The 24,015-nt window shown below is 57.9% G+C and carries 17 protein-coding genes and 3 rRNA genes; all 20 read left to right on the top strand.

Features of this window, described 5'->3' with window-relative positions; genetic code table 11:
- The first annotated feature begins 593 nt into the window (after positions 1-593).
- The 20 genes from IRY30_RS06390 (at position 594) to IRY30_RS06295 (ending at position 23,961) form a co-directional block, all read left to right on the top strand.
- Positions 594-2,120 (top strand): 16S ribosomal RNA (locus IRY30_RS06390).
- 504 nt (positions 2,121-2,624) lie between these two features.
- Positions 2,625-5,696, top strand: a 23S ribosomal RNA gene (locus IRY30_RS06385).
- 165 nt (positions 5,697-5,861) lie between these two features.
- Positions 5,862-5,978, top strand: a 5S ribosomal RNA gene (rrf, locus tag IRY30_RS06380).
- The 16S, 23S and 5S rRNA genes sit together here, the layout of an rRNA operon.
- A gap of 230 nt (positions 5,979-6,208) precedes the next feature.
- Positions 6,209-7,507 (top strand): tetratricopeptide repeat protein, encoded by a 1,299-nt coding sequence (locus IRY30_RS06375; protein WP_228502620.1) that lies wholly within the window; start codon positions 6,209-6,211, stop codon positions 7,505-7,507.
- 6 nt (positions 7,508-7,513) lie between these two features.
- On the top strand, positions 7,514-8,503 hold the full coding sequence (locus IRY30_RS06370; RefSeq protein WP_194556471.1) for an HAD-IIA family hydrolase: 990 nt from the start codon (positions 7,514-7,516) through the stop codon (positions 8,501-8,503).
- On the top strand, positions 8,504-8,704 hold the full coding sequence (locus IRY30_RS06365; RefSeq protein WP_194556613.1) for a hypothetical protein: 201 nt from the start codon (positions 8,504-8,506) through the stop codon (positions 8,702-8,704).
- Positions 8,705-8,707: 3 nt separating this feature from the next.
- Entirely contained in the window at positions 8,708-9,541 is an 834-nt protein-coding gene (locus tag IRY30_RS06360) for a TlyA family RNA methyltransferase (protein ID WP_194556470.1), read from the top strand.
- Positions 9,538-10,449 carry an NAD kinase gene (locus IRY30_RS06355; RefSeq protein WP_194556469.1) on the top strand — a complete coding sequence of 304 codons (912 nt, stop codon included), beginning with the start codon at positions 9,538-9,540 and terminating at the stop codon, positions 10,447-10,449. The genes IRY30_RS06360 and IRY30_RS06355 overlap by 4 nt, the downstream gene beginning before the upstream one ends.
- A 1-nt stretch (position 10,450) precedes the next feature.
- Complete coding sequence (recN, locus tag IRY30_RS06350; RefSeq protein WP_194556468.1) at positions 10,451-12,124, top strand: DNA repair protein RecN; 1,674 nt, start codon at positions 10,451-10,453, stop codon at positions 12,122-12,124.
- A 352-nt stretch (positions 12,125-12,476) separates the two neighbouring features.
- Positions 12,477-13,157: a hypothetical protein gene (locus IRY30_RS06345; RefSeq protein WP_194556467.1), complete on the top strand. Its 681-nt coding sequence runs from the start codon at positions 12,477-12,479 to the stop codon at positions 13,155-13,157.
- Positions 13,144-14,832: a hypothetical protein gene (locus IRY30_RS06340; RefSeq protein ID WP_194556466.1), complete on the top strand. Its 1,689-nt coding sequence runs from the start codon at positions 13,144-13,146 to the stop codon at positions 14,830-14,832. The genes IRY30_RS06345 and IRY30_RS06340 overlap by 14 nt, the downstream gene beginning before the upstream one ends.
- Positions 14,833-14,884: 52 nt before the next feature.
- Entirely contained in the window at positions 14,885-16,066 is a 1,182-nt protein-coding gene (gene steA / locus IRY30_RS06335) for a putative cytokinetic ring protein SteA (protein WP_194556465.1), read from the top strand.
- Between the two features lie 7 nt (positions 16,067-16,073).
- Complete coding sequence (locus IRY30_RS06330; protein ID WP_194556464.1) at positions 16,074-16,979, top strand: copper transporter; 906 nt, start codon at positions 16,074-16,076, stop codon at positions 16,977-16,979.
- Positions 16,980-17,116: 137 nt separating this feature from the next.
- Positions 17,117-18,775: a CTP synthase gene (locus IRY30_RS06325; protein ID WP_194556463.1), complete on the top strand. Its 1,659-nt coding sequence runs from the start codon at positions 17,117-17,119 to the stop codon at positions 18,773-18,775.
- Positions 18,772-19,449, top strand: coding sequence for an NUDIX domain-containing protein (locus IRY30_RS06320; RefSeq protein WP_194556462.1), 678 nt, complete (start codon positions 18,772-18,774; stop codon positions 19,447-19,449). The genes IRY30_RS06325 and IRY30_RS06320 overlap by 4 nt, the downstream gene beginning before the upstream one ends.
- Before the next feature lie 16 nt (positions 19,450-19,465).
- Positions 19,466-20,407: a site-specific tyrosine recombinase XerD gene (locus tag IRY30_RS06315; RefSeq protein ID WP_194556610.1), complete on the top strand. Its 942-nt coding sequence runs from the start codon at positions 19,466-19,468 to the stop codon at positions 20,405-20,407.
- Positions 20,408-20,610: 203 nt separating this feature from the next.
- Positions 20,611-21,450: a ParA family protein gene (locus tag IRY30_RS06310; protein WP_194556609.1), complete on the top strand. Its 840-nt coding sequence runs from the start codon at positions 20,611-20,613 to the stop codon at positions 21,448-21,450.
- A gap of 10 nt (positions 21,451-21,460) precedes the next feature.
- Positions 21,461-22,276, top strand: coding sequence for a segregation and condensation protein A (locus IRY30_RS06305; RefSeq protein WP_194556461.1), 816 nt, complete (start codon positions 21,461-21,463; stop codon positions 22,274-22,276).
- Positions 22,277-22,302: 26 nt separating this feature from the next.
- Complete coding sequence (gene scpB, locus IRY30_RS06300) at positions 22,303-22,890, top strand: SMC-Scp complex subunit ScpB (protein WP_288813982.1); 588 nt, start codon at positions 22,303-22,305, stop codon at positions 22,888-22,890.
- A gap of 198 nt (positions 22,891-23,088) precedes the next feature.
- Positions 23,089-23,961, top strand: a complete 873-nt coding sequence (locus IRY30_RS06295) for a pseudouridine synthase (protein WP_194556460.1) — start codon at positions 23,089-23,091, stop codon at positions 23,959-23,961.
- The last annotated feature ends 54 nt before the right edge of the window (positions 23,962-24,015 follow it).

Raw genomic sequence — 24,015 nt, 5'->3', positions numbered from 1 at the left:
GTTGTGTGCATATGATGTTTGAGAACTCAATAGCGTGATGAATCAAGTTTTTATTTTTTAGATTCCACAGTGCCCTGCGCCTGACACCGTTCTGGTGTCTTGCAGGGTGGTACGGATGACCGATCACTTGGCTCGTATAACCCCTTTGATCACACACTGTGGTGTGTGGTGCTGGTGGGTGTCCACTGGTGGTGCGTACACTTCGCACCTGTTGATAGCCGCCTTTAAATGGTGGCGCTGGTGGCACCTTGTCTGGTGGGTTGAGAGTGTTTCGAGTGGTTGTTGGATGTGTGTTCATGTTCCACCTGTGCGGTAACGCGCACGGTTTAAAAGAGTGTGAATACGTAATCACCTAGCCCTTTTCGCATTAAGTTGTGGGGGTTGGTTGTCTACTGTGGCTAGTTGGTGTGAGGTCCACCCCCGTGGATCGTTTGGAGCACCAATTAGGTATTTGGAAATATTTTATTTTTACGAAGAACAACGATTGAATGCTGCGCATGGTTTTAAGCAGGCTGTGTGTGGTGGTTGTTTTTTGTCAGTAGTTGTTTATTTTGCCAGTTGGTCTGGCTCTTTTGTGAAGTGCCGGTTTGGCTTTTATGGAGAGTTTGATCCTGGCTCAGGACGAACGCTGGCGGCGTGCTTAACACATGCAAGTCGAACGATGATGCCCTGCTTGCAGGGTGGATTAGTGGCGAACGGGTGAGTAACACGTGGGTGATCTGCCTCGTACTTCGGGATAAGCCTGGGAAACTGGGTCTAATACCGGATAGGACCTTCCTTTAGTGTGGAAGGTGGAAAGTTTTTTCGGTACGAGATGAGCCCGCGGCCTATCAGCTTGTTGGTGGGGTAATGGCCTACCAAGGCGACGACGGGTAGCCGGCCTGAGAGGGTGTACGGCCACATTGGGACTGAGACACGGCCCAAACTCCTACGGGAGGCAGCAGTGGGGAATCTTGCACAATGGGCGAAAGCCTGATGCAGCGACGCCGCGTGGGGGATGACGGCCTTCGGGTTGTAAACCCCTTTCGCTAGGGAAGAAGCCACTTTGTGGTGACGGTACCTGGATAAGAAGCACCGGCTAACTACGTGCCAGCAGCCGCGGTAATACGTAGGGTGCAAGCGTTGTCCGGAATTACTGGGCGTAAAGAGCTCGTAGGTGGTTTGTCGCGTCGTCTGTGAAATCCCGGGGCTTAACTCCGGGTCTGCAGGCGATACGGGCATAACTAGAGTGCTGTAGGGGAGACTGGAATTCCTGGTGTAGCGGTGAAATGCGCAGATATCAGGAGGAACACCGATGGCGAAGGCAGGTCTCTGGGCAGTAACTGACGCTGAGGAGCGAAAGCATGGGGAGCAAACAGGATTAGATACCCTGGTAGTCCATGCCGTAAACGGTGGGCGCTAGGTGTGGGGATCTTTCTACGATTTCCGTGCCGTAGCTAACGCATTAAGCGCCCCGCCTGGGGAGTACGGCCGCAAGGCTAAAACTCAAAGGAATTGACGGGGGCCCGCACAAGCGGCGGAGCATGTGGATTAATTCGATGCAACGCGAAGAACCTTACCTGGGCTTGACATACACCAGATCGGGCTAGAGATAGTCCTTCCCTTGTGGCTGGTGTACAGGTGGTGCATGGTTGTCGTCAGCTCGTGTCGTGAGATGTTGGGTTAAGTCCCGCAACGAGCGCAACCCTTGTCTTGTGTTGCCAGCACGTAATGGTGGGGACTCGCGAGAGACTGCCGGGGTTAACTCGGAGGAAGGTGGGGATGACGTCAAATCATCATGCCCCTTATGTCCAGGGCTTCACACATGCTACAATGGTCGATACAGTGGGTTGCGATACCGCGAGGTGGAGCTAATCCCTTAAAGTCGGCCTCAGTTCGGATTGGAGTCTGCAACTCGACTCCATGAAGTCGGAGTCGCTAGTAATCGCAGATCAGCAACGCTGCGGTGAATACGTTCCCGGGCCTTGTACACACCGCCCGTCACGTCATGAAAGTTGGTAACACCCGAAGCCAGTGGCCTAACCCCTTGTGGGAGGGAGCTGTCGAAGGTGGGATCGGCGATTGGGACGAAGTCGTAACAAGGTAGCCGTACCGGAAGGTGCGGCTGGATCACCTCCTTTCTAAGGAGTTTTTAGTTTTAATGAGATTTTTTGTGGGTAGTAAGCATGACTGCTGCTGGTGGTGACACTGGTGGTATATCACGCATCATCATGGCAGGTCGCATCCGGGGGATGTGGCTGGTTGTTTCGTGGTGTGATGCGCATCTGGCGCACTGAGCATCGTGGGGTCTTGGCAACAAGGCTTCACAGTGATGAAGGTGTGTGTTGGTAGCCGTTCCTGTGTGGATGGTTGTGGGATCTAAAAAGTGTTTGAATCTTGGTTTGTCACGTCTGTTGGGTGTCTGGGACATCATGTCCTGAATTCAACCGGTAGTGTGCTGCTACACCTTGGTGTGTGGTTGGTGGGCTGCTGGTGTGTTGTGTGAGAACTGTATAGTGGACGCGAGTATCTTCTTTATTTTGTGATGCAATTTTTTTGTTGTTGTGTTCACCTGATGACCGCCCGCGCATGAGCATCACCTTTGGTGGTGCGCAGTGTCGTGGGTTTGTGTCTGGTTTATTGTATTAATTGTTGTGAAGGGCACACGGTGGATGCCTTGGCATGATGAGCCGATGAAGGACGTGTAAGGCTGCGTTAAGCCTCGGGGAGTTGCCAATAGAGCGTTGATCCGAGGATGTCCGAATGGGGAAACCCGGCCGTAGTTATGTGCGGTCACCCACTAGTGAATTCATAGCTGGTGTGGAGGGAACGCGGGGAAGTGAAACATCTCAGTACCCGTAGGAGAAGAAAATAATAATGATTCTGCTAGTAGCGGCGAGCGAACGTGGATTATTGGCTAAACCATATGCGTGTGATACCTGGCAGGGGTTGCGTGTGTGGGGTTGTGGGGTCTTGACGTGCGGTGCTGCCATGGCCGTGCAGGATATGGATGTGTTAACGGAAGTGGTTTGGAATGGCCTGCCGTAGACGGTGAGAGTCCGGTACGTGAAAACATGTGTGTGTCTTGTTGTTGAGTGTCCCCGAGTAGCAGCGGGCTCGTGGAATCTGCTGTGAATCTGCCGGGACCACCCGGTAAGCCTGAATACTTATTGTGACCGATAGCGGATAGTACCGTGAGGGAATGGTGAAAAGTACCCCGGGAGGGGAGTGAAATAGTACCTGAAACCGTGTGCTTACAATCCGTCAGAGCCTTTTGGGGTGATGGCGTGCCTTTTGAAGAATGAGCCTGCGAGTCAGCGGCATGTCGCGAGGTTAACCCGAGTGTGGGGTAGTCGTAGCGAAAGCGAATACTAACTAGTGTGTTTTAGTGGCATGTCCTGGACCCGAAGCGGGGTGATCTACCCATGGCCAGTGTGAAGCAGCAGTAAGATGCTGTGGAGGCGCGAACCCACTTAGGTTGAAAACTGAGGGGATGAGTTGTGGGTAGGGGTGAAAGGCCAATCAAACTCCGTGATAGCTGGTTCTCCCCGAAATGCATTTAGGTGCAGCGTCGTGTGTTTCTTGCCGGAGGTAGAGCTACTGGTTGGTTTAGCGGGACTACAATCTTAGCGACATCAGCCAAACTCCGAATGCCGGTAAGTTAGAGCGCGGCAGTGAGACTGCGGGGGATAAGCTTCGTAGTCGAGAGGGAAACAGCCCAGATCGCCGGCTAAGGCCCCTAAGAGTGTACTAAGTGGAAAAGGATGTGGGATCGCGAAGACAGCCAGGAGGTTGGCTTAGAAGCAGCCACCCTTGAAAGAGTGCGTAATAGCTCACTGGTCGAGTGGTTCTGCGCCGACAATGTAGTGGGGCTCAAGTACACCGCCGAAGCCGCGGAATTCAACATTTAGTTGTTGGATTGGTAGGGGAGCGTCGTGTGGCCATTGAAGGTGCGGGGTAACCCAGTGCTGGAGGCCATGCGAGTGAGAATGCAGGCATGAGTAGCGAATGATGAGTGAGAAACTCATCCGCCGGATGACTAAGGGTTCCTGGGTCAAGCTAATCTTCCCAGGGTGAGTCGGGACCTAAGGCGAGGCCGACAGGCGTAGTCGATGGATAACGGGTTGATATTCCCGTACCCGTGTATGTGCGACCAATGGTGAATCAGTGATACTAACCACCCAAAAGCACACTTTCGCCATCTTCGGATGGTGCCTGTGTGTGGCTGCGTGGGACCTGAACTGGTAGTAGCCAAGCGATGGGGTGACGCAGGAAGGTAGCCAAGCCACTTATTGGATTGTGGTGTAAGCGTGTGGCCCGCAGGATTGGTAAATCCGTCCTGCATGAAGGGTGAGGCGTGATGCATACCCGTTGTGGGGAATTTGGTGATCCTATGCTGTCGAGAAAAGCCTCTAGTGAGTGCATATATGGCCCGTACCCTAAACCGACACAGGTAGTCAGGTAGAGAATACTAAGGCGATCGGGTGAACTGTGGTTAAGGAACTCGGCAAATTGCCCCCGTAACTTCGGGAGAAGGGGGACCATTACTGGTGACAGACTGATGTGAGCTGGTGATGGTCGCAGAGAGTAGAGGGAAGCGACTGTTTACTAAAAACACAGGTCCGTGCGAAGACGATAAGTCGATGTATACGGACTGACGCCTGCCCGGTGCTGGAAGGTTAAGAGGACCTGTTAGGCTTTCGAGCCGAAGCGGAGAATTTAAGCCCCAGTAAACGGCGGTGGTAACTATAACCATCCTAAGGTAGCGAAATTCCTTGTCGGGTAAGTTCCGACCTGCACGAATGGCGTAACGACTTCCCTGCTGTCTCAACCACAGGCCCGGCGAAATTGCAGTACGAGTAAAGATGCTCGTTACGCGCGGCAGGACGAAAAGACCCCGGGACCTTCACTATAGCTTGGTATTGGTGTTTGGTTCGGTTTGTGTAGGATAGGTGGGAGACTGTGAAGCTATCACGCTAGTGGTGGTGGAGTCGTTGTTGAAATACCACTCTGATCGAATTGAGCATCTCAACCTCGGCCCATGATCTGGGTTAGGGACAGTGCCTGGTGGGTAGTTTAACTGGGGCGGTTGCCTCCCAAAGAGTAACGGAGGCGCCCAAAGGTTCCCTCAGCCTGGTTGGCAATCAGGTGTTGAGTGTAAGTGCACAAGGGAGCTTGACTGTGAGACTGACAGGTCGAGCAGGTACGAAAGTAGGGACTAGTGATCCGGCACCGGCTTGTGGAAGCGGTGTCGCTCAACGGATAAAAGGTACCCCGGGGATAACAGGCTGATCTTCCCCAAGAGTCCATATCGACGGGATGGTTTGGCACCTCGATGTCGGCTCGTCGCATCCTGGGGCTGGAGTAGGTCCCAAGGGTTGGGCTGTTCGCCCATTAAAGCGGCACGCGAGCTGGGTTTAGAACGTCGTGAGACAGTTCGGTCTCTATCCGCCGCGCGCGTTGAAACTTGAGAAAGGCTGACCCTAGTACGAGAGGACCGGGTTGGACATACCTCTGGTGGGCCAGTTGTCACGCCCGTGGCATGGCTGGTTGGCTACGTATGGGAGGGATAACCGCTGAAAGCATCTAAGCGGGAAGCCTGTTTCGAGATGAGGTTTCTTTTGAGGTTCCCTATAGATTATGGGGTTGATAGGCCGGATCTGGAAGCGCTGTAAAGTGTGGAGGTGACCGGTACTAATTGACCGAGACGATTAAACGAGTATGACTGACAGTTTTGGTTGTTGGTGTGCATGATGACTGTTGCGTAACAACATAAAATAGATATTTTCGCGTCTGCTGTGCAGTGTCTGGGACGACACGGCACACCACCCCCAAGCACTTGTGTGTGGGGGTTGGGTGTGTGGTTTGTTCTGTTTTGTTTTGTCGGTGGTTTTAGCGGCGGGGTCACGCCCGGTCCCTTTCCGAACCCGGAAGCTAAGCCTGTCTGCGCCGATGGTACTGCACCTGGGAGGGTGTGGGAGAGTAGGTCACCGCCGGCATTTATTATTTAGTGGGCTCTGATGAGTCGAGGTTTATACGGTAAACAATTTGTTTACTGTGTTACCCCGATTCATCAGGGTCCATTTTTATGTTTAAAGTAAGTTTTTTTATCTCAGTTACTGAATAGATCAGTATCTCGGTTTGCTAACCATCCATTCATACTGGCGGGATCTCCGCAGTCTGTCTTAGGATGGTTTCTAGGTTAATTTCACAGTGAAAGGTCTTCTTCATGTCTCAGTTCAACGGTGGTCGTAGCAATAATTCTCAGGGCGGCGGTCAGCGTAGGTCTGGACAAGGACGACCTTCCGATCGTCGTAATGACGATCGACGCGGAGGTGAGCATCGGGGTGACGACCGCCGTGGCGGAGAGCGCCGTAGCGACGACCGACGTGGCGGAGACCAGCGACGATCCGAATACCGCGGGGGTGTGAACGGATCTCGTGGGGGATACTCATCTCGGAATGATTCCGAAGGCGGTTACTCCAGGGATGATCGTGGCGGTTCATCCGAGCGCCGTGGCGGGTGGAATGGACGTCGGGATGAGGGACGTCCAGAGCGCCGTGGGGAAGATCGCAACCGCGGGCGTGATTCCTATCGCGGAGACCGTGAAGGTGGGCGTCGATCAGAAGGGCGATACGGACGCAACGATGACCGCCGGGACGACCGTCGGGATGATCGCGGTTACCGCGGGCGGGATGATCGAGATGACCGGCGCGGTGGTGAGCGTCGCGAAGGTGGACGAGGCCGTGGCGATGACCGCCAGCATGCCAACCGCGGTGGCGCCAACCGTGCGCAGCACTCGGGCCCGCAACGCACCGGTTACCGCGAAGAGCGCATCAACAACCGCATCAACGAGCCCGCCGTGCCCGCAGATCTGGATCCAAAGGAGCTCGATCCATCGGTTCGTCAGGAGCTACGCAGCCTGGCCAAAGACAATGCGGACATGGTGGCGAAGCACCTGATCATGGCAGCAACCCTGCTGGATGAGAATCCAGAGAAGGCTTTGGCCCACGCGCGGGCTGCGAAGGATCGTGCCGGCCGGGTATCCGTGGCTCGTGAAACCAACGGCATCGCCGCTTATCACGCCGGTGAGTGGAAGGAAGCTATCGCTGAATTGCGCGCTGCTCGTCGTATGTCCGGCGGGCCTGGCCTGCTGGCTGTGCTCGCGGATGCGGAACGTGGCCTCGGTCGCCCGGAAAAGGCTATTGAGGTGGCTCATGAAGAGGGCGTGGAATCCCTGGAGCCGGGTTCTCGTGCAGAACTGGCGATCGTGGTTGCTGGTGCCCACCAGGACCTTGGCGATAACGATGCAGCTTTGGTCAGCTTGCAGGATGCCCTGGATATCCCGGAGATCCCGGAAGTTAACCTCATGCGCCTCTTCTACGCGTACGCCGATGTTCTGGAGCACGTGGGTCGCAGGGAAGAGGCCATCGACTGGTTCCAGCGTTCCGCACGATTGGACGCGGGAGAGCTCATGGACACTCCTGAACGCCTAAAGAACCTCAACGCTGGCCAGGAATCGGAGTAGTTCAGAATGGCTCTCGCATTACTCGATAACTACGATGCCCTCTTGGTTGACCTCGACGGCACCGTTTTTGAAGGCGGCCGCCCAGTGGACGGTGCCGCGGAAGGTTTGGCAGGCAGGGAAGTGGTCTACGTGACCAACAACGCCTCCCGCTCCCCGCAGGCCGTAGCTGATCACCTTTCTGAGCTGGGTTTTCCCACCACCGCAGACCAGGTGCTCACCAGTGCCCAGGCAGCCTGCACACTGGCCGTGGAGCAGCTGGGTAAGCCCGAGGGCAAGGTCTATGTGATCGGTGCCGAGTCCTTCAAGGAACTGGCTCGCGAGGCAGGCTTCACCGTGGTGGAGTCTGCCGATGATGAACCCATTGCCGTGCTGCACGGGCATAACCCGGAAACCGGTTGGCCGCAGCTTTCTGAAGGTGCGCTAGCCATCCAGCGCGGGGCAATTTACGTGGCCTCCAATCTGGACACCACCTTGCCCACCGAGCGTGGGTTCCTGGTGGGTAATGGCTCCATGGTGGCTGCCGTGGTCAGCGCAACCGGCGTGACCCCCGTGAGCGCTGGCAAGCCCGGAGCGGAAATGTTCCGGGTGGCCGCTGAGGGTGTTAACGCCCAAAAACCTCTCGTGGTGGGCGACCGCCTCAACACAGATATCGCCGGTGGTATCGCGGCAGGCTTCGACACCCTCTGCACCGTCACGGGCGTTTCCGGGCATCGCGAACTGCTGAGCACCCCTCATCGCCCCACGTTCATCGCCGCCAACATGCGCGATCACCTCTCCGGTTGGTCGGCCGAGGCACGCGAAGAGGAGCCAGGAAAGGTCATCGTTTCCGTGCGTTCCGGAGAATCTTCTTCCGACGCCACACTCCTGGCCGCCGAGGCAGTCGCCGCAGCCGCACCAGTGGTGTGGGAGCAGCTAGACCAGGGCGTGGCTATGGAAAACATCGAAGTAGTCGGCGCGGATGAATCAGCTCAGCGCGGCATTGAGGCGTGGCGATAGATGAGTGGGATGAATCCGGGCGCGCTGGCGGAACAGGGGCGGCGTCGACAAGAAGAAGAGGCCAAGTCCCCGCAACAGAAACAAGAAGAACTAGCAGCGGCCGTGGATGAACTGCTCGCGCAGGACGTGGACGGCGCGGAGGAAGCTGCCGTGCTGGAACGAGCGCATCAGGTGGTTAACGATGCGTTGGGGCGGGGCTAGCCCATGGCGAAAAAGGGCGCCAAGCTGCAGCGACTCGATGCGGAGCTGGTGAAGCGGAAGATCGCGCGCAGCAGGGAGCACGCGCAAGAGATGATCAAGGCTGGGCGAGTCACCGTCAATGGGATGGCCGCTACGAAGCCAGCTTCCGGGGTGGATGGGCTGGTGTCTATCCGGGTTGCAGACTCGGAGGATGATCGCTGGGCTTCACGCGGTGCGCACAAATTGATGGGCGCGCTGGACGCGTTTGCAGGTCAAGGGGTCAGCGTTGAAGGCAAGGTGGTGCTGGATGCTGGGGCGTCCACGGGTGGATTCACAGATGTGTGCCTGGACCGGGGCGCGAAAACTGTCCACGCGGTGGACGTGGGGTACGGGCAACTGATCTGGCGGCTGCAAAACGATGAGCGCGTGGTGGTGCATGACCGCACCAACGTGCGCACGCTCACCCCGGAAGTTTTGGGCGGGCAGGCGGACTTGATGGTGGGGGATCTTTCCTTTATTTCCATTGAGCTGGTGCTTCCCGCGCTGGCGGCCTGCATGCGCGAGGGCGCGGACCTGCTGCCGATGGTCAAGCCGCAGTTCGAGGTGGGCAAGGATCGGCTGGGCAGTGGCGGAGTTGTGCGCAGCCCGGAATTGCGTGCGGAAGTGACGCGAAGCGTGGCTGTCGCGGCAATGAAGTATGGTTTATCAACAAAGGGTGTTGTTGCATCGCCTCTTCCCGGGCCGAGTGGAAACGTGGAGTTTTTCCTCTGGCTGGTGAAGGACGGTGGCGCGGCCATGCCAACCATGGACCAGCTGAACGCCATGGTGGACACAGCGATTAAGGAGGGCCCACAATGACGGAATCCCGTGAGGTCTTGTTGGTGGCGCACACTGGTGTCCATGAAAACTTGGGGCTAGCTGCGGAGGCTGCTTCTCGACTCAAGGCCGGTGGTGTCGACGTGCGCGTCATGGCTACCGCAGACCCCGCTCCGGTGGCTCGTCACGAGGTGCTGGGTCGGTTCAAGCGCTTCGGTCACACGCGTGAGGCTGCAACCGGTGTTGAGCTGGTTTTGGTGCTCGGTGGCGATGGCACGTTCCTGCGCGCGGCGGATATCGCGCACTCTGCTGATGTGCCCGTGCTGGGTGTGAACATGGGCCACATTGGCTTTTTGGCTGAGTGGGAGCAGGAATCGCTGGAAGAGGCGATTGACCGGGTGATCGATAAGGATTACCACGTGGAAGATCGCATGACGCTGGCGATCACCGTGCGCGATGGCGATGGTCGCGTACTGGGCACCGGCTGGGCGCTCAATGAGTGCTCAGTGGAAAACCTCAACCGCCAGGGCGTGCTGGATACCATTCTGGAGATTGATCAGCGCCCCGTGAGCTCCTTCGGCTGCGATGGCGTGCTGGTCTCTACCCCAACTGGCTCTACGGCGTACGCGTTCTCCGCTGGTGGCCCCGTGCTGTGGCCAGAGCTGGAATCCATCTTGGTGGTGCCATCTAACGCGCACGCGCTGTTCAGCCGCCCGCTGGTGGTGTCCCCGAATTCTTCTGTGGCCGTGGAGACCAACCCCATGACCTCGCCCGCCACCGCAGTGATGGATGGCTTCCGCCAGATCCACATGCCTCCGGGTGCCCGCGTGGAGATCCGCCGTGGCCCGCAGCCCGTGCGCTGGGTGCGCCTGGATTCTGCACCGTTTACCGACCGACTGGTCAGCAAGTTCCGCCTGCCTGTGACCGGTTGGAGGGGTCCGCGCCGCTAGTATGCTGCAAGAACTCCACATTCGTAACTTGGGCGTGATTGAAGAATCTACCGCCGAGTTTGATTCCGGCCTCACCGTGGTTACCGGTGAAACTGGTGCCGGTAAGACCATGGTGGTCTCTTCTCTGCGTTTGCTTTCCGGGCACCGCGCTGATGCTTCCCGCGTGCGTGCCGGTGCGGACCGCGCCGTGGTTGAAGGCATTTTTTCTTTCGACGCCACCTCTCACCCCAAAGTTTCCGATCTCATCGAAGAAGTGGGCGGCTTTGTGGAAGACGAAGAGGTGATCGCTTCTCGCACGGTAACTTCTGCTGGGCGCTCCCGAGCTCACTTGGCGGGCAAGACCGTGGCCGCTGGCGTGTTGGGTGAGTTCGCCTCTGGCATGATCACCATCCACGGGCAGAATGACCAGTTGCGTTTGATTGATCCCGTGCGCCAGCTGCTGGCGGTGGATGAGTACGCGGGCTTGGGGTCACTTCGCGCGGAATACCGCGAGGCTCGCGCTGCATGGGTAGCGCTGGCCAAGGATCTGAAGAAGCGGATAGATGCACGCCGAGAGCTGGCGCTGGAAACCGAAACACTGCAGCGGGCGCTGGAGACCATTGACGCGATTGATCCGCAGCCGGGGGAGGATGAGGATCTGAAGATGCAGATCCAGCGCCTCCAGGCCGCTGATGAGCTGCGCGCGCAAATGGGAGACGCGCTGGCAGTGATTGATGGCTCTGCTGGGGAGGTGGACGCTGATGTGCCCACCGCAGTGGATCTGGTGGCGCAGGCGGAGAACTTCCTGCGCAGCGATGACGAGCAACTAAAGAAGCTGGCCGAGCGACTGCGGGAGATTTCCACGCTGCTCTCCGATGTAGCGATGGAAGTCGGACAGTCGCTGGCAGCAGTACCGGATCCCGATGAGCTGGAGGGGATGCTGCAGCGGCAGCAAGAGCTGCGTGAACTGCGGAAGTTTGCGGTGGACGTGGACGGAGCGATCGCGTGGCGCGATGAGGCTCGGGAACGTTTAAGCAAGATCGATGTGTCCGGGGAGGCCATCGAGGAGCTGAAGTCTAAGACAGAGGCTGCTCTTCAGGCGATGTTGGGCGTCGGAAAGAAGCTTTCCACCGAGCGTTCCAAGGCCGCAGTGGACTTCGGCAAGGCAGTGACCAAGGAAATCAAGGGACTGCAGATGTCCGCGGAGATCCGCGTGGAGCTGACTGAGGTGGAGCCAGGCTCGCAGGGCCTGGACGAAGCTGAGTTCCAGCTGGTGCAGGGCGGGCACGCGAACGCACTGGCCTCTAGCGCGTCCGGCGGTGAGCTTTCCCGCGTGATGCTGGCGCTGGAGGTGATCCTGGCGGGTAAGGGCCGCACGATGGTCTTTGATGAGGTCGACGCCGGGGTGGGCGGCAAAGCGGCTGTAGAGATTGGCCGCAGGCTGGCCCGCTTAGCGGTGGACAACCAGGTGATCGTGGTGACGCACCTGCCTCAGGTGGCTGCGTTTGCTGATGCGCACGCGTATGTAGCGAAGAACGCCACCGATAACTCCGTGACTTCCGAGGTGAAGCTGCTCAGCGATGAGGAGCGCGTGGAAGAGCTCTCGCGCATGCTTGCCGGGCTTGAGTCCGAAACGGGACGGGCGCATGCGGAAGAATTGCTGGAAATGGCGCAAACATATCGCGGGAAACTTTAAACCTAGAGCAAAGAGTTAATGTGTTTCTTGGGAACTAATGTGATTATTGATAATTGCAGGCTTGAAATAACACTAATGTCATTAATTTACGAAAATCACGTCTACGTGCGCATACTAAATTTCACTTAAAAAACATTAATTTCAACTAGTCAATCCCCTGTGACTCTGCTTAGATTTTTCTTGGACAGAGGCTCTCTAACTGGGAGCTCCAGTCCAAGGAATGGTTTCCAGAGGAACGCAGGGGAGAGGTTGCCAATTAATGTGGCATCGCACCAATGGCCATATGGTTCAACGGGGGTTAGGTTGGATCATCGCCGCACTGTTGGGGACAGTGTTGGCCAGCTGTGGGGCGATGGCAGATGATAACCAGGCTCGTCCAGAGGGGGATGCACTCAGTAGTGAGAGTGTGAGCGAAGAGGAGATGGGGGCTCCGGAAATCGCAGAGGACGGGAGAATGTTGCAACCGAGGGGCCACGAAGGACTTTGGTTTGAGACTGAACCTGCAGATCCATGGGAACGATATGTTTGGCTGTCCCAGAAGTACGTGGGGGATCCGGTGCATCTGGGACAGCTTGCCGAGGGGGAAGTGTCGGAAGGCTTTGTGGGGGAGCCAGATATCTGTAGCGAAGAAGTGATCGCTCGGATGGGGGAGATTGGACTTAAGAAGATCCAGACGGATTCTGAATTCGGGTCTTACACATGCCAATTCGAGGCACATCCAATTGAGCAAGAATCGTTTTCAGCATATGTCGATCTTGACATGTTTCATCCCGAGCCAGGGTGGTCGTCAAAACCAACACAATTGAATTTCGGTCCAGATAGTGGGCGAATAGTCCGTGAATTTTCGCAAGATCTTGATGATTATGGCTGCGCTGGAATTGGTCGAGTAGAAGGTTCGCGAACGACTGTGTTGACTTACAGCGATATGGGGTATCGGTCGGAAGGGTTTGAGGATGCGTGCCGCCGAGCATATTTAACATTCTGGATACTTAAAAACGTAGGAATTCTGGGGAGATCTAATGATCAAATTTGATTTGGCAGGAATAAATAGCGTTAAAAATCATCTTGAATTAGCAGAGTTGGCAGTTAGCACAGTCGCTAAACTTTCCAATAGGTCTGCGAAATTCACCAACTCCCCATCACTGTCAGCATCATTTGCTCAACATCAAACGTACTTTTCTGGCCAGCCGGGAGCAATGACGAATGTTATCCGGTCATTGAAGAGTGACATTAAGTGGCTCCAAGAGATGTTCGACTCTCACATCACCGCGTTTGAACTGCAGGATCAATTGTCTTCCGGGTCATTTGATCAGATGAACTCCACCATTGAATTCGATCAAAAGATGGTGAGAATGCGGAACCCGGAAAGAGACTTCAAACCCATTAGCAACCTGATTTACACGCAGCCGGTTACTGCTGTTGAAGCGACCACTCCACTGTTAGCGCTAATCGCCATGTTTGAAGGCAACGATGGGGCGCCAATCCAATCGGCTCAAAACTGGATGAATGCTGGCAAGAAACTAGTCGAGTCAATGACTGCTTTGCAGGCCGCATCATCAGCCATGGCTGCTTCGGCGGAGGGATACTCCTTCGATATGGCCCGAACCGCTATTGGCGATGTTGTGAAGACCGGCAATGTCGTGGGTGCCAATGCGGTCATCATGGGGCAATCCATGATGGAGTTCCCAGCGGTGAGATTGGCGAATTTGAACGCTCTCCGGGCGATTCAAGCATCCACCGCAGCTATTCCTGATCAAGCGGCGAGAATCGCAGCCGAGCAAAGTGCAGTTGCAACCTTTGCCTCAACCCAGTTGCAACCGTCATTGGAATTGCTCCGCCCACCCGTCGCCAACCTTGGCACTCCGGTCGTTGGCCACATGGGAGGCGGCGCATTAGACAGTGCAACGACCTCTCAAAGCTCGGGCATTTCCTCAGTTCACACACCTCAAGGCGGTAACGCTACAGTTTCTACCGCTTCGGCTAATGGTCTAGGTGGGCAAGCTCAAGCTGCAGCGAATGCCGCCCCACAACCAAGCGGAACAGTAGCGCCAGCTTCAGCTGCCAATGCAGCACCGCAATTCGCCCAGCCAGCCGCTTCTCCCGTCTCACCTCAACCCCTCAATTCAAACCGGGCAGGCACCACCGGGCATGCAGGGGCTATGAACAACAGTGCAGTGGTTCGCCCAAGCGGCATGGTCGGCCATGGGGCAACTAACACCGGAATGAGTGGGTTGACCCAGGCTCATTCTGCTCAGTCGGTGAGGGGTGGCGTCGCAAATGCGAATTATGGTGCCACGATGATGCAGCGAGGCGGCCTCAATGGGCCGGTTGTTCCTCAATTGCCTGGAGGGCGGCTCGGCAATACCAGCAGCACGCCAATGAACGGCCGAATGAATGCGCTCTCAACACCGCCACATGGAACAGATTCAGTAGGTGGGAATCAGAGCAAGAATGCGCTTTCGGCGGGTAAATCAGGGCAGACAACCGCTGGTGGTTCGAATAATCGTGGGGGAATGCTGGGCATGGGCGGAATGGGAGCCAATAACGGAAAGGCCGCCGCAAAGGGGGCCGGCTCGGTGACTTCTCGCAACCTGAAGGCCGCAGCGGGAATCTTCGGCAAGAGGAAATGGGCGCCGGAGGTCAATGAATACTTCAAACGGCAGTTCATGGGGCAGAAAAAGCGCACTGTTAATAAAGTGATTCGCTAGATAACCGGCGCGCCTTCCGCAACAACAGTCACAGGCGTATCAAAATGGTGACATGATCTTCTCCCGTACCGACTTGCCCGGCATCCACGGTGTCACGCGCGATCTCACCGGCCCCAAGGGATTCAACAAGGCCAAGCTGCATGAAGGCGATATCGCTATCGTCGACGCGCCAGATATGTCCCGCGCCTACGCGCAGCGGCTCATCGATTCCAAGGTGGCTGCCGTGGTTAACCTGCAGCAATTCACCACCGGCAAGGTTCCCAACTTCGGCCCCCAGATGCTGCTGGATCGTGGCACCCTGCTGGTGGAAAACGCCGGCCTGGACCTGGCCAAGAAGGTGAAGAACGGCAAGAAGGGCCGCATCGAAGATGCGAAGCTCTACTACGGTGACCGTTCTGTCGGCGGCGGTGAGATTCTCGATAGCGAAACCGCATCAGCACGTTTCGATGAAGCGCGTGAAGAGTTGGGCGATCACGTGGAAGCGCTCTCCGGCAACATGTCTGAGTTCGTCCGCAGCGAGGCCCCGCTGTTGATCGATGGCCTGGGCATTCCCGATGTGGACGTGGACATGGATGACCGCAAGGTGCTGGTGGTCTCCCAGGACCACCGCCTGCGCGACAAGCTGAAGGATCTGCGCTACTTCATTCGCGAGTATGACCCAGTAGTTATCGCCGTGGATGCAGTGGCCGATGACCTGATCGCTGCAGGCCACAAGCCAAATATCATCGTGGGCGATCCAGAAGTGATCTCCTCCGAGGGCCTGCGTTCCGGCGCGGTAGTGGTGCTCCCTGCTGAGCCGGACGGACACGCTCGTGGTCTGGACCGCATTCAGGATCTTGGCGTGGGTGCAATGACCTTCCCTGCCGCCTCTAACAACCCCACGGACCTGGCGCTGCTCATTGCGCACTACCACGGTGCGTCCATGGTGGTTCACCTCGGCGAGCCAATGGACGTGGATACCCTCTTCAATGAAGCTGCAGGTGAGAACACCTCTTCCGCATTGCTCTCCCGACTGCGTGTAGGCCCACGGCTGGTGGATTCCACCGCGATGTCTGAGCTCTACCGTGTCTCCAAGTCCAGCTTCGGCTGGCTCTGGGCACTCCTGGGAATCCTCGTGGCCATCGCCGCCATCATCGTGATCGTGGGCATGAGCGGCGACGCCGGCTTCACCGATAACCTCATCAATTCTTGGAACAACTTCGCGTTGAGCGTCCAAGACCTGTTCAAGAACTAGGGGAGACATGGCTAAGGGAACAGCTGGAAAGGTCATCGCAGGCTTAGGCCTGGGCGTGGCACTGGGCACGGCCGTGGGCTTCTACGCCCTCGCGCCGAATGTCGAAGGCGGTGCCGGAGGAGGCAGCGCAAAGATCCAGGAGCAGTTGGATCAGGAAAAGTCCGCACGTGAGGCTGCGGAAAAGGACGTCGCTGCATCTAATGATGTGCTTTCTGATGTGGCGGGCGACGTCGTTAAAGAAGAACTACAAGGCCAGTCCGTGGTGCTTTTTGTAGCACCCGACGCCAACTCTGACACCGTGAACTCCACCCGCGAACTGGTGCAGGATGCGGGCGCGAGCGTATCCGGAGTGATCAAGCTTTCCGAAAAGATGCTGGATCAGAACAATGGCGATGACCTGAAATCCATCGCCGCCAATTCCCTCCCAGCAGGTGCCAAGCTGAACGAGGAAAACCTCAACCCGGGAATGCACGCGGGTGAGCTGCTGAGCGCCGCCTTGAACACGGAGAAGGAAGCCTCCGATTCTGACCGCGGCCTGGCTCTAGGAGCCTTGGAGCAGGGCGGATTCATCTCCTTCGAGGGTGAGCCTGCCGGCGCAGCGGATCTGGCGCTGGTTATCGGCGGCGAAAACTCGGAAGGGTACCAGGGCGGATTCCTGGCCGATTTCTCTATGGGTCTGGATGAAAACTTCAAGGGCGCAGTGCTGGCGGACACACAAGCATCCGCTGAGGCAGAAGGTGCAATTGGCACCCTGCGCGATAACGGCGATTACGCAGGCAAGGTGTCCACCGTGGACAACGTGAACACCGAGGCTGGGCGCATCACCGTGGTGCGCGCGCTCAAGCAGCAAAGCGAAGGCGAAGCCGGACACTACGGTGCTGCGGACAACGCTGGCTCCGCGACTGTTGGATAGCGCAGCGGAACAGCTGAGGAATAAAAGAGCGTCCTAGGCCTGTGTTAGGCTGAGGTCCCGTAGGTACACACCTGCGGGGCTTTTTTATTTGTGCTGGAAACCGGCACTTTTGGCCTCGCTATTGACGAGGAGCGCCCGTGAGCGGCAAGCGTGCACAGCAGGACACCAAATTCATTTTCGTGACGGGCGGGGTGGCTTCCTCACTGGGTAAGGGGCTCACGGCAGCCAGCCTGGGGCAGCTGCTTAGCGCGCGTGGCCTGCGCGTGACCATGCAGAAACTGGATCCCTACCTCAACGTGGATCCGGGCACGATGAATCCATTCGAGCACGGCGAAGTGTTCGTCACCGAAGATGGCGCGGAAACCGACCTGGATCTGGGCCACTACGAGCGCTTCTTGGACCGAAACCTCTCCGCGCACGGCAATGTGACCACCGGCAAGGTGTACTCCAACGTGATCGCCAAGGAACGCCGTGGTGAATACCTGGGCAAGACCGTGCAGGTCATCCCACACATCACGGATGAGATCAAGGACTCCGTGCTAGCCATGGCCCTGCCGGATAGCAACGGTGACGCCCCGGACGTGGTGATCTCCGAAATTGGCGGCACCGTGGGCGACATCGAATCCCAGCCCTTCATGGAGGCAGCCCGTCAGGTCCGCCAGCAGGTGGGCCGGGATAGCGTGCTGTTCATCCACGTTTCCCTGGTGCCTTACCTGGCCCCATCCGGCGAGCTGAAAACCAAGCCCACCCAGCACTCCGTGGCTACCTTGCGCAGCATCGGCATCATCCCGGATGCGCTGGTCCTGCGCGCGGACCGGGATGTGCCTGAGGCCGTGAAGAACAAGATCGGTCGCATGTGCGACGTGGATGAAGAAGCCGTGATTGCCTGCCCCGATGCACCTTCCATCTATGACATCCCCAAGGTGCTCTACACCCAGCACCTGGATACCTACGTGATCCGCCGCCTGGGCCTGCCATTTCGCGATGTGGATTGGAGCACCTGGGGCCGCCTGCTGGATTCCGTGCACAACCCAGAGGGCAGCGTGCGGGTAGGCATCGTGGGCAAGTACATCGACCTGCCAGATGCGTACCTCTCCGTGGCAGAAGCTGTCCGGGCCGCTGGTTTCGCCCGGAATGTGAAGGCGCTCGTGGAATGGATTCCCGCCGATGAATGCATCACCCCAGAGGCAGCCGCCAAGACCCTTGGTGAGCTGGATGCGGTGGTGATCCCTGGCGGGTTTGGTAACCGTGGCGTCGAAGGAAAGATTGGAGCGATCAAGCACGCGCGCGAAAACAAGCTGCCGCTGCTGGGAATCTGCATGGGGTTGCAGTGCGTGGTGATTGAGGCGGCCCGCGCAGGCGGATTGCCAGAGGCCACTTCCACCGAGTTTGAGCCAGATGCGGCCGTGCCCGTGATTTCCACCATGGAGGAGCAGAAAGCCGCTGTGGCCGGTGATGCGGACTTGGGCGGCACCATGCGATTGGGCTCCTACCCTGCGGTGTTGGCGGAAGGATCGCTGGTGCGGGAGCTGTATGGCCAGGCCGAGGTGAGCGAGCGCCACCGCCATCGTTTCGAGGTGAACAACGAGTATCGTGAGACCATTGCGGAAAACACCGACCTACTGTTCAGCGGCACCTCGCCCGAAGGCGTGCTGGTGGAGTTCGTGGAATACCCGCGGGAGGTCCACCCCTTCTTCGTGGCCACCCAGGCGCACCCGGAATATAAGTCCCGGCCGACTCGCCCTCACCCTCTGTTCCAAGGATTAATCGACGCCGCCCTGGAGGCCCAAGCATGAGCAACCAAGCTAAGAACGAACAATCCGCACGCGAAGAACGGGATTACCGAGTTAAGGATTCTCGCGTGATCTTTGACGGGCCCATTTTTGCGGTGCGCCAGGACGTGATTGAGACCCAAACCGGTGAGGCGAAACGCGACTTGGTGGAGCACTTTGGCTCCGTGGCTAGCGCTGCAGTCAAGGATGGAAAGCTGCTGATGGTGCACCAGTACCGGCATGCGGTGGGTCGATATTTGTGGGAGATTCCCGCTGGTCTGCTGGATCAAGCAGGGGAGAAGCCACTGGCCGCAGCCAAGCGTGAACTGGCTGAGGAAGGTTCCGTGGCGGCACGGGAATGGTCGCTGCTGGGGGACATCGTGACCTCTCCCGGGTTCTCCGAGGAGATGTGTCGCATCTTCAAGGCGGAGGATGTGCACGAGGATTTGCGGGAGTTCGATATCCCCGAGGCCGCCGATGAAGAAGCAGACATGGAGCTGCGCTGGGTGCCGCTGGATGAAGCGGTGGCCTGGGTACAGGATGGCACCGTGGATAATGCGATCGCGGTAGCTGCGATTTTGCACCTTGCTGTGGGAACACAGCGGGAGCTTTCCGAGGATTTCCCTTTCACCTCCGCCTTGGCTGAACGTCGCAGTGACAAGGTTGCCGAGGGTGAGGATATGAAGTCGCTTGGCTAGCGAACGCCCTGCTGAGATGAACCCAGCTGAGGTGGCCTCTGCGAAAGCGCGCCCGATCGAAGTCAATCCTGACAATCAGCGGCTGGCTCAGCGGTGGATCCGTCACCTGCGCACGGAGCGGGACCTCTCGCCGCACACGCTGAGTAATTACAGCCGCGACGTGGACAAATACCTTGGATGGCTGGGCAACAAGCCCCTCGCGGATGTCCGTACCGGTGACATCGAGGACTTCCTGCTCCAGCTGCGCAATGACATCGGCCTGGCTGCAAGCTCCACGGCGCGCATCCTGGCCAGCGTGCGCGGCCTGCACTCATTCGGCGTGCAGGAGCGCGAACTTTCCGCGGATGTCTCCGCGAGCGTCCCCGTCCCGGCACAGGCAGATAGCATCCCCAAGGCCATGTCCGTGGACGAGGTCATTCGCCTTATCGACGCCTGCCCCAACGCCGAAGCGGCAACTCCCTTGAATCTGCGCGATAGGGCCTTGGTGGAGATGCTGTATTCCACGGGAGCGCGAATCACCGAGCTTCTTGATCTAGATATCGATGATCTGGACGCCAAGAATCGCTGGGTGAAGGTGCGAGGCAAGGGCGGGAAAGAGCGGATAGTCCCGCTGGGTGATCCAGCCTTGGAAGCCGTGGATCAGTACCGCGTGCGCGGGCGGGAAACGCTGAACAAGAAGGGGAGTCCAGCCTTGTTCCTTAACCGCTCGGGTAACCGGATGGGTCGGCAGAGCGGATTCAAGGTGGTTTCCGAAGCCGCCGAGCGGGCCGGTTTGGGTCATGTTTCGCCCCACACGTTGCGTCACAGCTTTGCCACCCACTTGTTGGAAGGCGGGGCTGACGTGCGTGTTGTGCAAGAGTTGCTGGGCCATGCGAGCGTGGCCACCACGCAGATCTACACCAAGGTCTCTCCGCAACACCTGCGGGAAATCTGGGCTACCAGCCACCCACGAACCTGAGAGCTGGCGGACAAGATTCTGGTTGTGTGTTTCCTCGGTACACACCCTGCTAATCTGGAGCATGTAATTTATCGGCACATCAAGCTGCAAACGGGTGCGATGTGCTGGAACTGGAAACTATCCAGTGATATGCGCGAATAATCAAGGGAAGGGGCTTGACGGTGCCTGGATCAGATGCGCTGTTCTCAAAGCCTGAGCAGCAAATGGGACTCACCGGCCGACCATGGCGTGAACTTCCGGATCCCCAGCCCTTGGAGTCCCACGGCCCGGCCACCATCATCTCCATGTGTAATCAGAAGGGCGGAGTGGGTAAGACCACTTCCTCCATCAACTTGGGCGCATCTCTGGCCGAATACGGCCGCAAGGTGCTGCTGGTGGATCTGGATCCACAAGGTGCGCTTTCCGCAGGTTTGGGAATCAACCACGATGATCTTGATGTCACCATCTATGACCTCTTGGTGGATAGCCGCAACACCATCTTCGATGCTCTGCACACCACCTCGGTGACCAACCTGGATGTGGTGCCCGCCAATATTGACCTCTCCGCAGCTGAGATTCAATTGGTGAACGAAGTGGGACGTGAACAGGCCTTGGCCCGCGCGCTGCGTCCGGTGATGAAGGATTATGACATCATCATCATCGATTGCCAGCCTTCCCTTGGGTTGCTGGCTGTCAACGCGCTGAGCTGCTCTGACTCCGTGATCATCCCGGTGGAATCCGAATACTTCTCCCTGCGTGGCCTGGCTCTGCTCATGGACACGGTGGAGAAGGTGCGCGATCGTCTCAACTTCCGGCTGGAAACTCTGGGCATCTTGGTGACCATGTTTGATCGCCGCACCCTGCACGCCCGTGAGGTCATGGATCGTCTGGTGGATGCGTTCGGCGACAAAGTCTTTGAATCAGTGATCACCCGAACCGTGCGCTTCCCCGAAACCTCCGTGGCAGGTGAGCCCATTAATTCCTGGGCGCCGACCTCCCAGGGAGCAGAGCAGTACCGAAACCTGGCCAAGGAAGTCATCGAGCGCGTGGCCAAGCTGCCATAAGCCTCCATCCATGACCACCAGCCAACACGTCGAGCAGCCAGAACTCCCCGGATTCCGGGTAGCTCTGGCTAATTTCGATGGCCCCTTTGATCTGCTGCTGCAGCTCATCCATTCCCGAAAAATGGATATCACGGAGATTGCCTTGGCCACCGTGACGGATGAATTCATCGCGTACACACGCGGGCTATCTAACTCCGCAGAGGATCTGGATGAGGTGACTGAGTTCCTCGTGGTGGCGTCGACCCTCCTGGACCTGAAAACCGCCCGCCTGGTGCCGCGAGGCGAGGTGGAGGACGAAGAAGACCTGGCGCTGCTGGAATCACGCGACCTGCTGTTTGCGAAGCTCCTGCAGTACAAAACATACAAGGGCGTGGCGGATATCTTCGCGCAGTGGCAGCGCGACGCCGCGCGGCGATTCCCCGTGCAGCTCTCGCTGGAAGAACAGCATTCGAATCTTCTGCCGCCGGTGAAGCTGGGGCATACTCCGGAGAGCTTCGCGCAGATGGCCGCGGCGGTGTTTCGCCCGCGTCCCACCGACGTGGACACGGGGCATATCCACACCGTGGCGGTGTCCGTACCGGAGCAGGCCGGGCATATCCTTTCCACGTTGAAGATCGCCGGGGCTGACCAATGGATCAGTTTCCACGCGCTGACCGCGGATTGTGAGCTGTCCATGACGGTGATTGGCCGGTTCCTCGCGTTGCTGGAGCTCTACAAGGCGCGCGCGATCGGAATTGAGCAGGCCGAGGCGCTGGAAGAGATGACCGTGGCATGGACCGGTGTGGATGTGGACCCAGCTGTGGTTGCGGCTGCAAACTGGAACTAAAGGACAGGAATTAAAGGACTTTGACTGTGAATTCTCCCGCTGATTACACGCCCGTGAGCCTGCTGCGCAGCCGACTGGAATCTTTGCTGCTGGTGTCAGACGAGCCGGTGACGGCCGAGGATCTGGCCCGGGTGCTTTCTGCGGTCTCGGGAAGCACTCCAGATGACCCCGAACTGATCAGCGTGGAAGCGGTCCGCGCGGAACTGCAGACGATCGCCGATGAGTTCACCCAGCGAGGATCCGGCTTTGAGCTGCGGGAACAGGATGATGCGTGGCGTCTGTTCACCCGCCGGGCAAACTCCGATGTGGTGGAAGCCAAACTGCTGGATGGCACGCAACAGCGACTATCTCGCGCAGCGCTGGAAACCCTCGCGGTGATTGCTTATCGCCAGCCGTGCACCCGCGCCCAGGTTGCCAGCGTGCGCGGTGTGAACTGTGATGGCGTGATCCGCACCCTGAACCTGCGTGGTTTGATCGCTGAAGTGGGGGAGACCGGAGGCGCGCACCTGTACTCCACCACGGAACTTTTCCTGGAACAGCTGGGTCTGGATTCCCTCAAACAGCTCCCCGAACTGGCACCGCTGCTGCCAAATATTGAAGACATCGACGACTGATCGCCCGGCGTCGAAAAGAGACACACTCACCACCCGGCTGGCGGCCAGAGACAAGCCGCCGTACCCACCCCTCAACTCACCGCCATTGGGCACGGCCACACTCCGCATACCACGAACAAAAATGCGGGCTATAGGAAACGGCATATTCCCTGCTAGACTCCCAGGGAGTATCAATGTTTTCCATGTGAGGATCTATAAATGAACACCCCCGCTCGCCGAGACGGCACACCGGAGAAAAAGGCCAAGGACACGGAAATCTTCCTGTCCAAGGCCAAGCCGGCCAAACGTCAACACATCACTGAGACTGAATTGGCCGAAGCCGCCGAATCCTCCCCTCAAGAAAAAGTCCGCCTGCAGAAGGTTCTCGCCGGAGCAGGAGTGGCCAGCCGCCGCATGAGCGAGAAGCTCATCGCCGCAGGCCGTGTGGAAGTCAATGGCGAAATTGTCCAGCAAATGGGCATGCGCATCGACCCCATCGCAGACGTGGTCCGCGTGGATGGCACCCGCGTACAGATCAACGATGAAACCGTGTATTTCATCCTGAACAAGCCACGTGGTGTGCACTCCACCATGCAGGATGAACTGGGCCGCCCCTCCGTGGGCGATCTCATCGACGTCCGCTTCAAGCAGGGGCAAGGCCTCTTCCATGTCGGCAGGCTGGATGCCGAGACCGAAGGTCTGTTGCTGCTCACTAACGATGGCGAGCTGGCCAACCGCCTGATGCACCCCAAGTACGGCATCTCCAAGACCTACATGGCCACCGTGCTGGGCGAGGTCAACCGCAACATCATCAAGGAACTCAAAGATGGTGTGGACCTGGATGATGGCATCGCTCGCGCCGATAACGTGCAGATCGTGGACGTCTGGCAGGGCAAGTCTCTGCTGAAGATCGAGCTGCATGAAGGCCGCAAGCACATCGTGCGCCGCATGCTCAAGGAACTGGGCTACCCAGTATCCGCGCTGGTGCGCACCAAAATTCACACCGTTCAGCTGGGTGAGCAGAAGCCGGGCACAGTCCGCGCTCTCAACCGCTCTGAACTGGCAAGTTTGTATAAGGCCGTGGGGCTGTAACGCATCCCTGATCTCGCCACAACGCTTCAATTAAGAAAGGCAATGAATAGGGAT

Source organism: Corynebacterium suicordis DSM 45110 (assembly GCF_015351405.1).
Classification (GTDB): Bacteria; Actinomycetota; Actinomycetes; order Mycobacteriales; family Mycobacteriaceae; genus Corynebacterium; species Corynebacterium suicordis.
This window is presented reverse-complemented; position numbering and strand designations above follow the sequence as displayed.

Excerpts from the sequence above, each read along its gene's own strand:
- IRY30_RS06355 (WP_194556469.1), top strand. The coding sequence starts at position 9,538 with ATGACGGAATCCCGTGAGGTCTTGTTGGTGGCGCACACTGGTGTCCAT.
- recN (WP_194556468.1), top strand. The coding sequence starts at position 10,451 with ATGCTGCAAGAACTCCACATTCGTAACTTGGGCGTGATTGAAGAATCT.
- IRY30_RS06305 (WP_194556461.1), top strand. The coding sequence starts at position 21,461 with ATGACCACCAGCCAACACGTCGAGCAGCCAGAACTCCCCGGATTCCGG.
- steA (WP_194556465.1), top strand. The coding sequence starts at position 14,885 with ATGATCTTCTCCCGTACCGACTTGCCCGGCATCCACGGTGTCACGCGC.
- IRY30_RS06330 (WP_194556464.1), top strand. The coding sequence starts at position 16,074 with ATGGCTAAGGGAACAGCTGGAAAGGTCATCGCAGGCTTAGGCCTGGGC.
- IRY30_RS06345 (WP_194556467.1), top strand. The coding sequence starts at position 12,477 with ATGGCAGATGATAACCAGGCTCGTCCAGAGGGGGATGCACTCAGTAGT.
- IRY30_RS06295 (WP_194556460.1), top strand. The coding sequence starts at position 23,089 with ATGAACACCCCCGCTCGCCGAGACGGCACACCGGAGAAAAAGGCCAAG.
- IRY30_RS06375 (WP_228502620.1), top strand. The coding sequence starts at position 6,209 with ATGTCTCAGTTCAACGGTGGTCGTAGCAATAATTCTCAGGGCGGCGGT.
- IRY30_RS06340 (WP_194556466.1), top strand. The coding sequence starts at position 13,144 with ATGATCAAATTTGATTTGGCAGGAATAAATAGCGTTAAAAATCATCTT.
- IRY30_RS06310 (WP_194556609.1), top strand. The coding sequence starts at position 20,611 with ATGGGACTCACCGGCCGACCATGGCGTGAACTTCCGGATCCCCAGCCC.
- IRY30_RS06360 (WP_194556470.1), top strand. The coding sequence starts at position 8,708 with ATGGCGAAAAAGGGCGCCAAGCTGCAGCGACTCGATGCGGAGCTGGTG.
- IRY30_RS06370 (WP_194556471.1), top strand. The coding sequence starts at position 7,514 with ATGGCTCTCGCATTACTCGATAACTACGATGCCCTCTTGGTTGACCTC.
- IRY30_RS06365 (WP_194556613.1), top strand. The coding sequence starts at position 8,504 with ATGAGTGGGATGAATCCGGGCGCGCTGGCGGAACAGGGGCGGCGTCGA.
- IRY30_RS06320 (WP_194556462.1), top strand. The coding sequence starts at position 18,772 with ATGAGCAACCAAGCTAAGAACGAACAATCCGCACGCGAAGAACGGGAT.
- IRY30_RS06315 (WP_194556610.1), top strand. The coding sequence starts at position 19,466 with ATGAACCCAGCTGAGGTGGCCTCTGCGAAAGCGCGCCCGATCGAAGTC.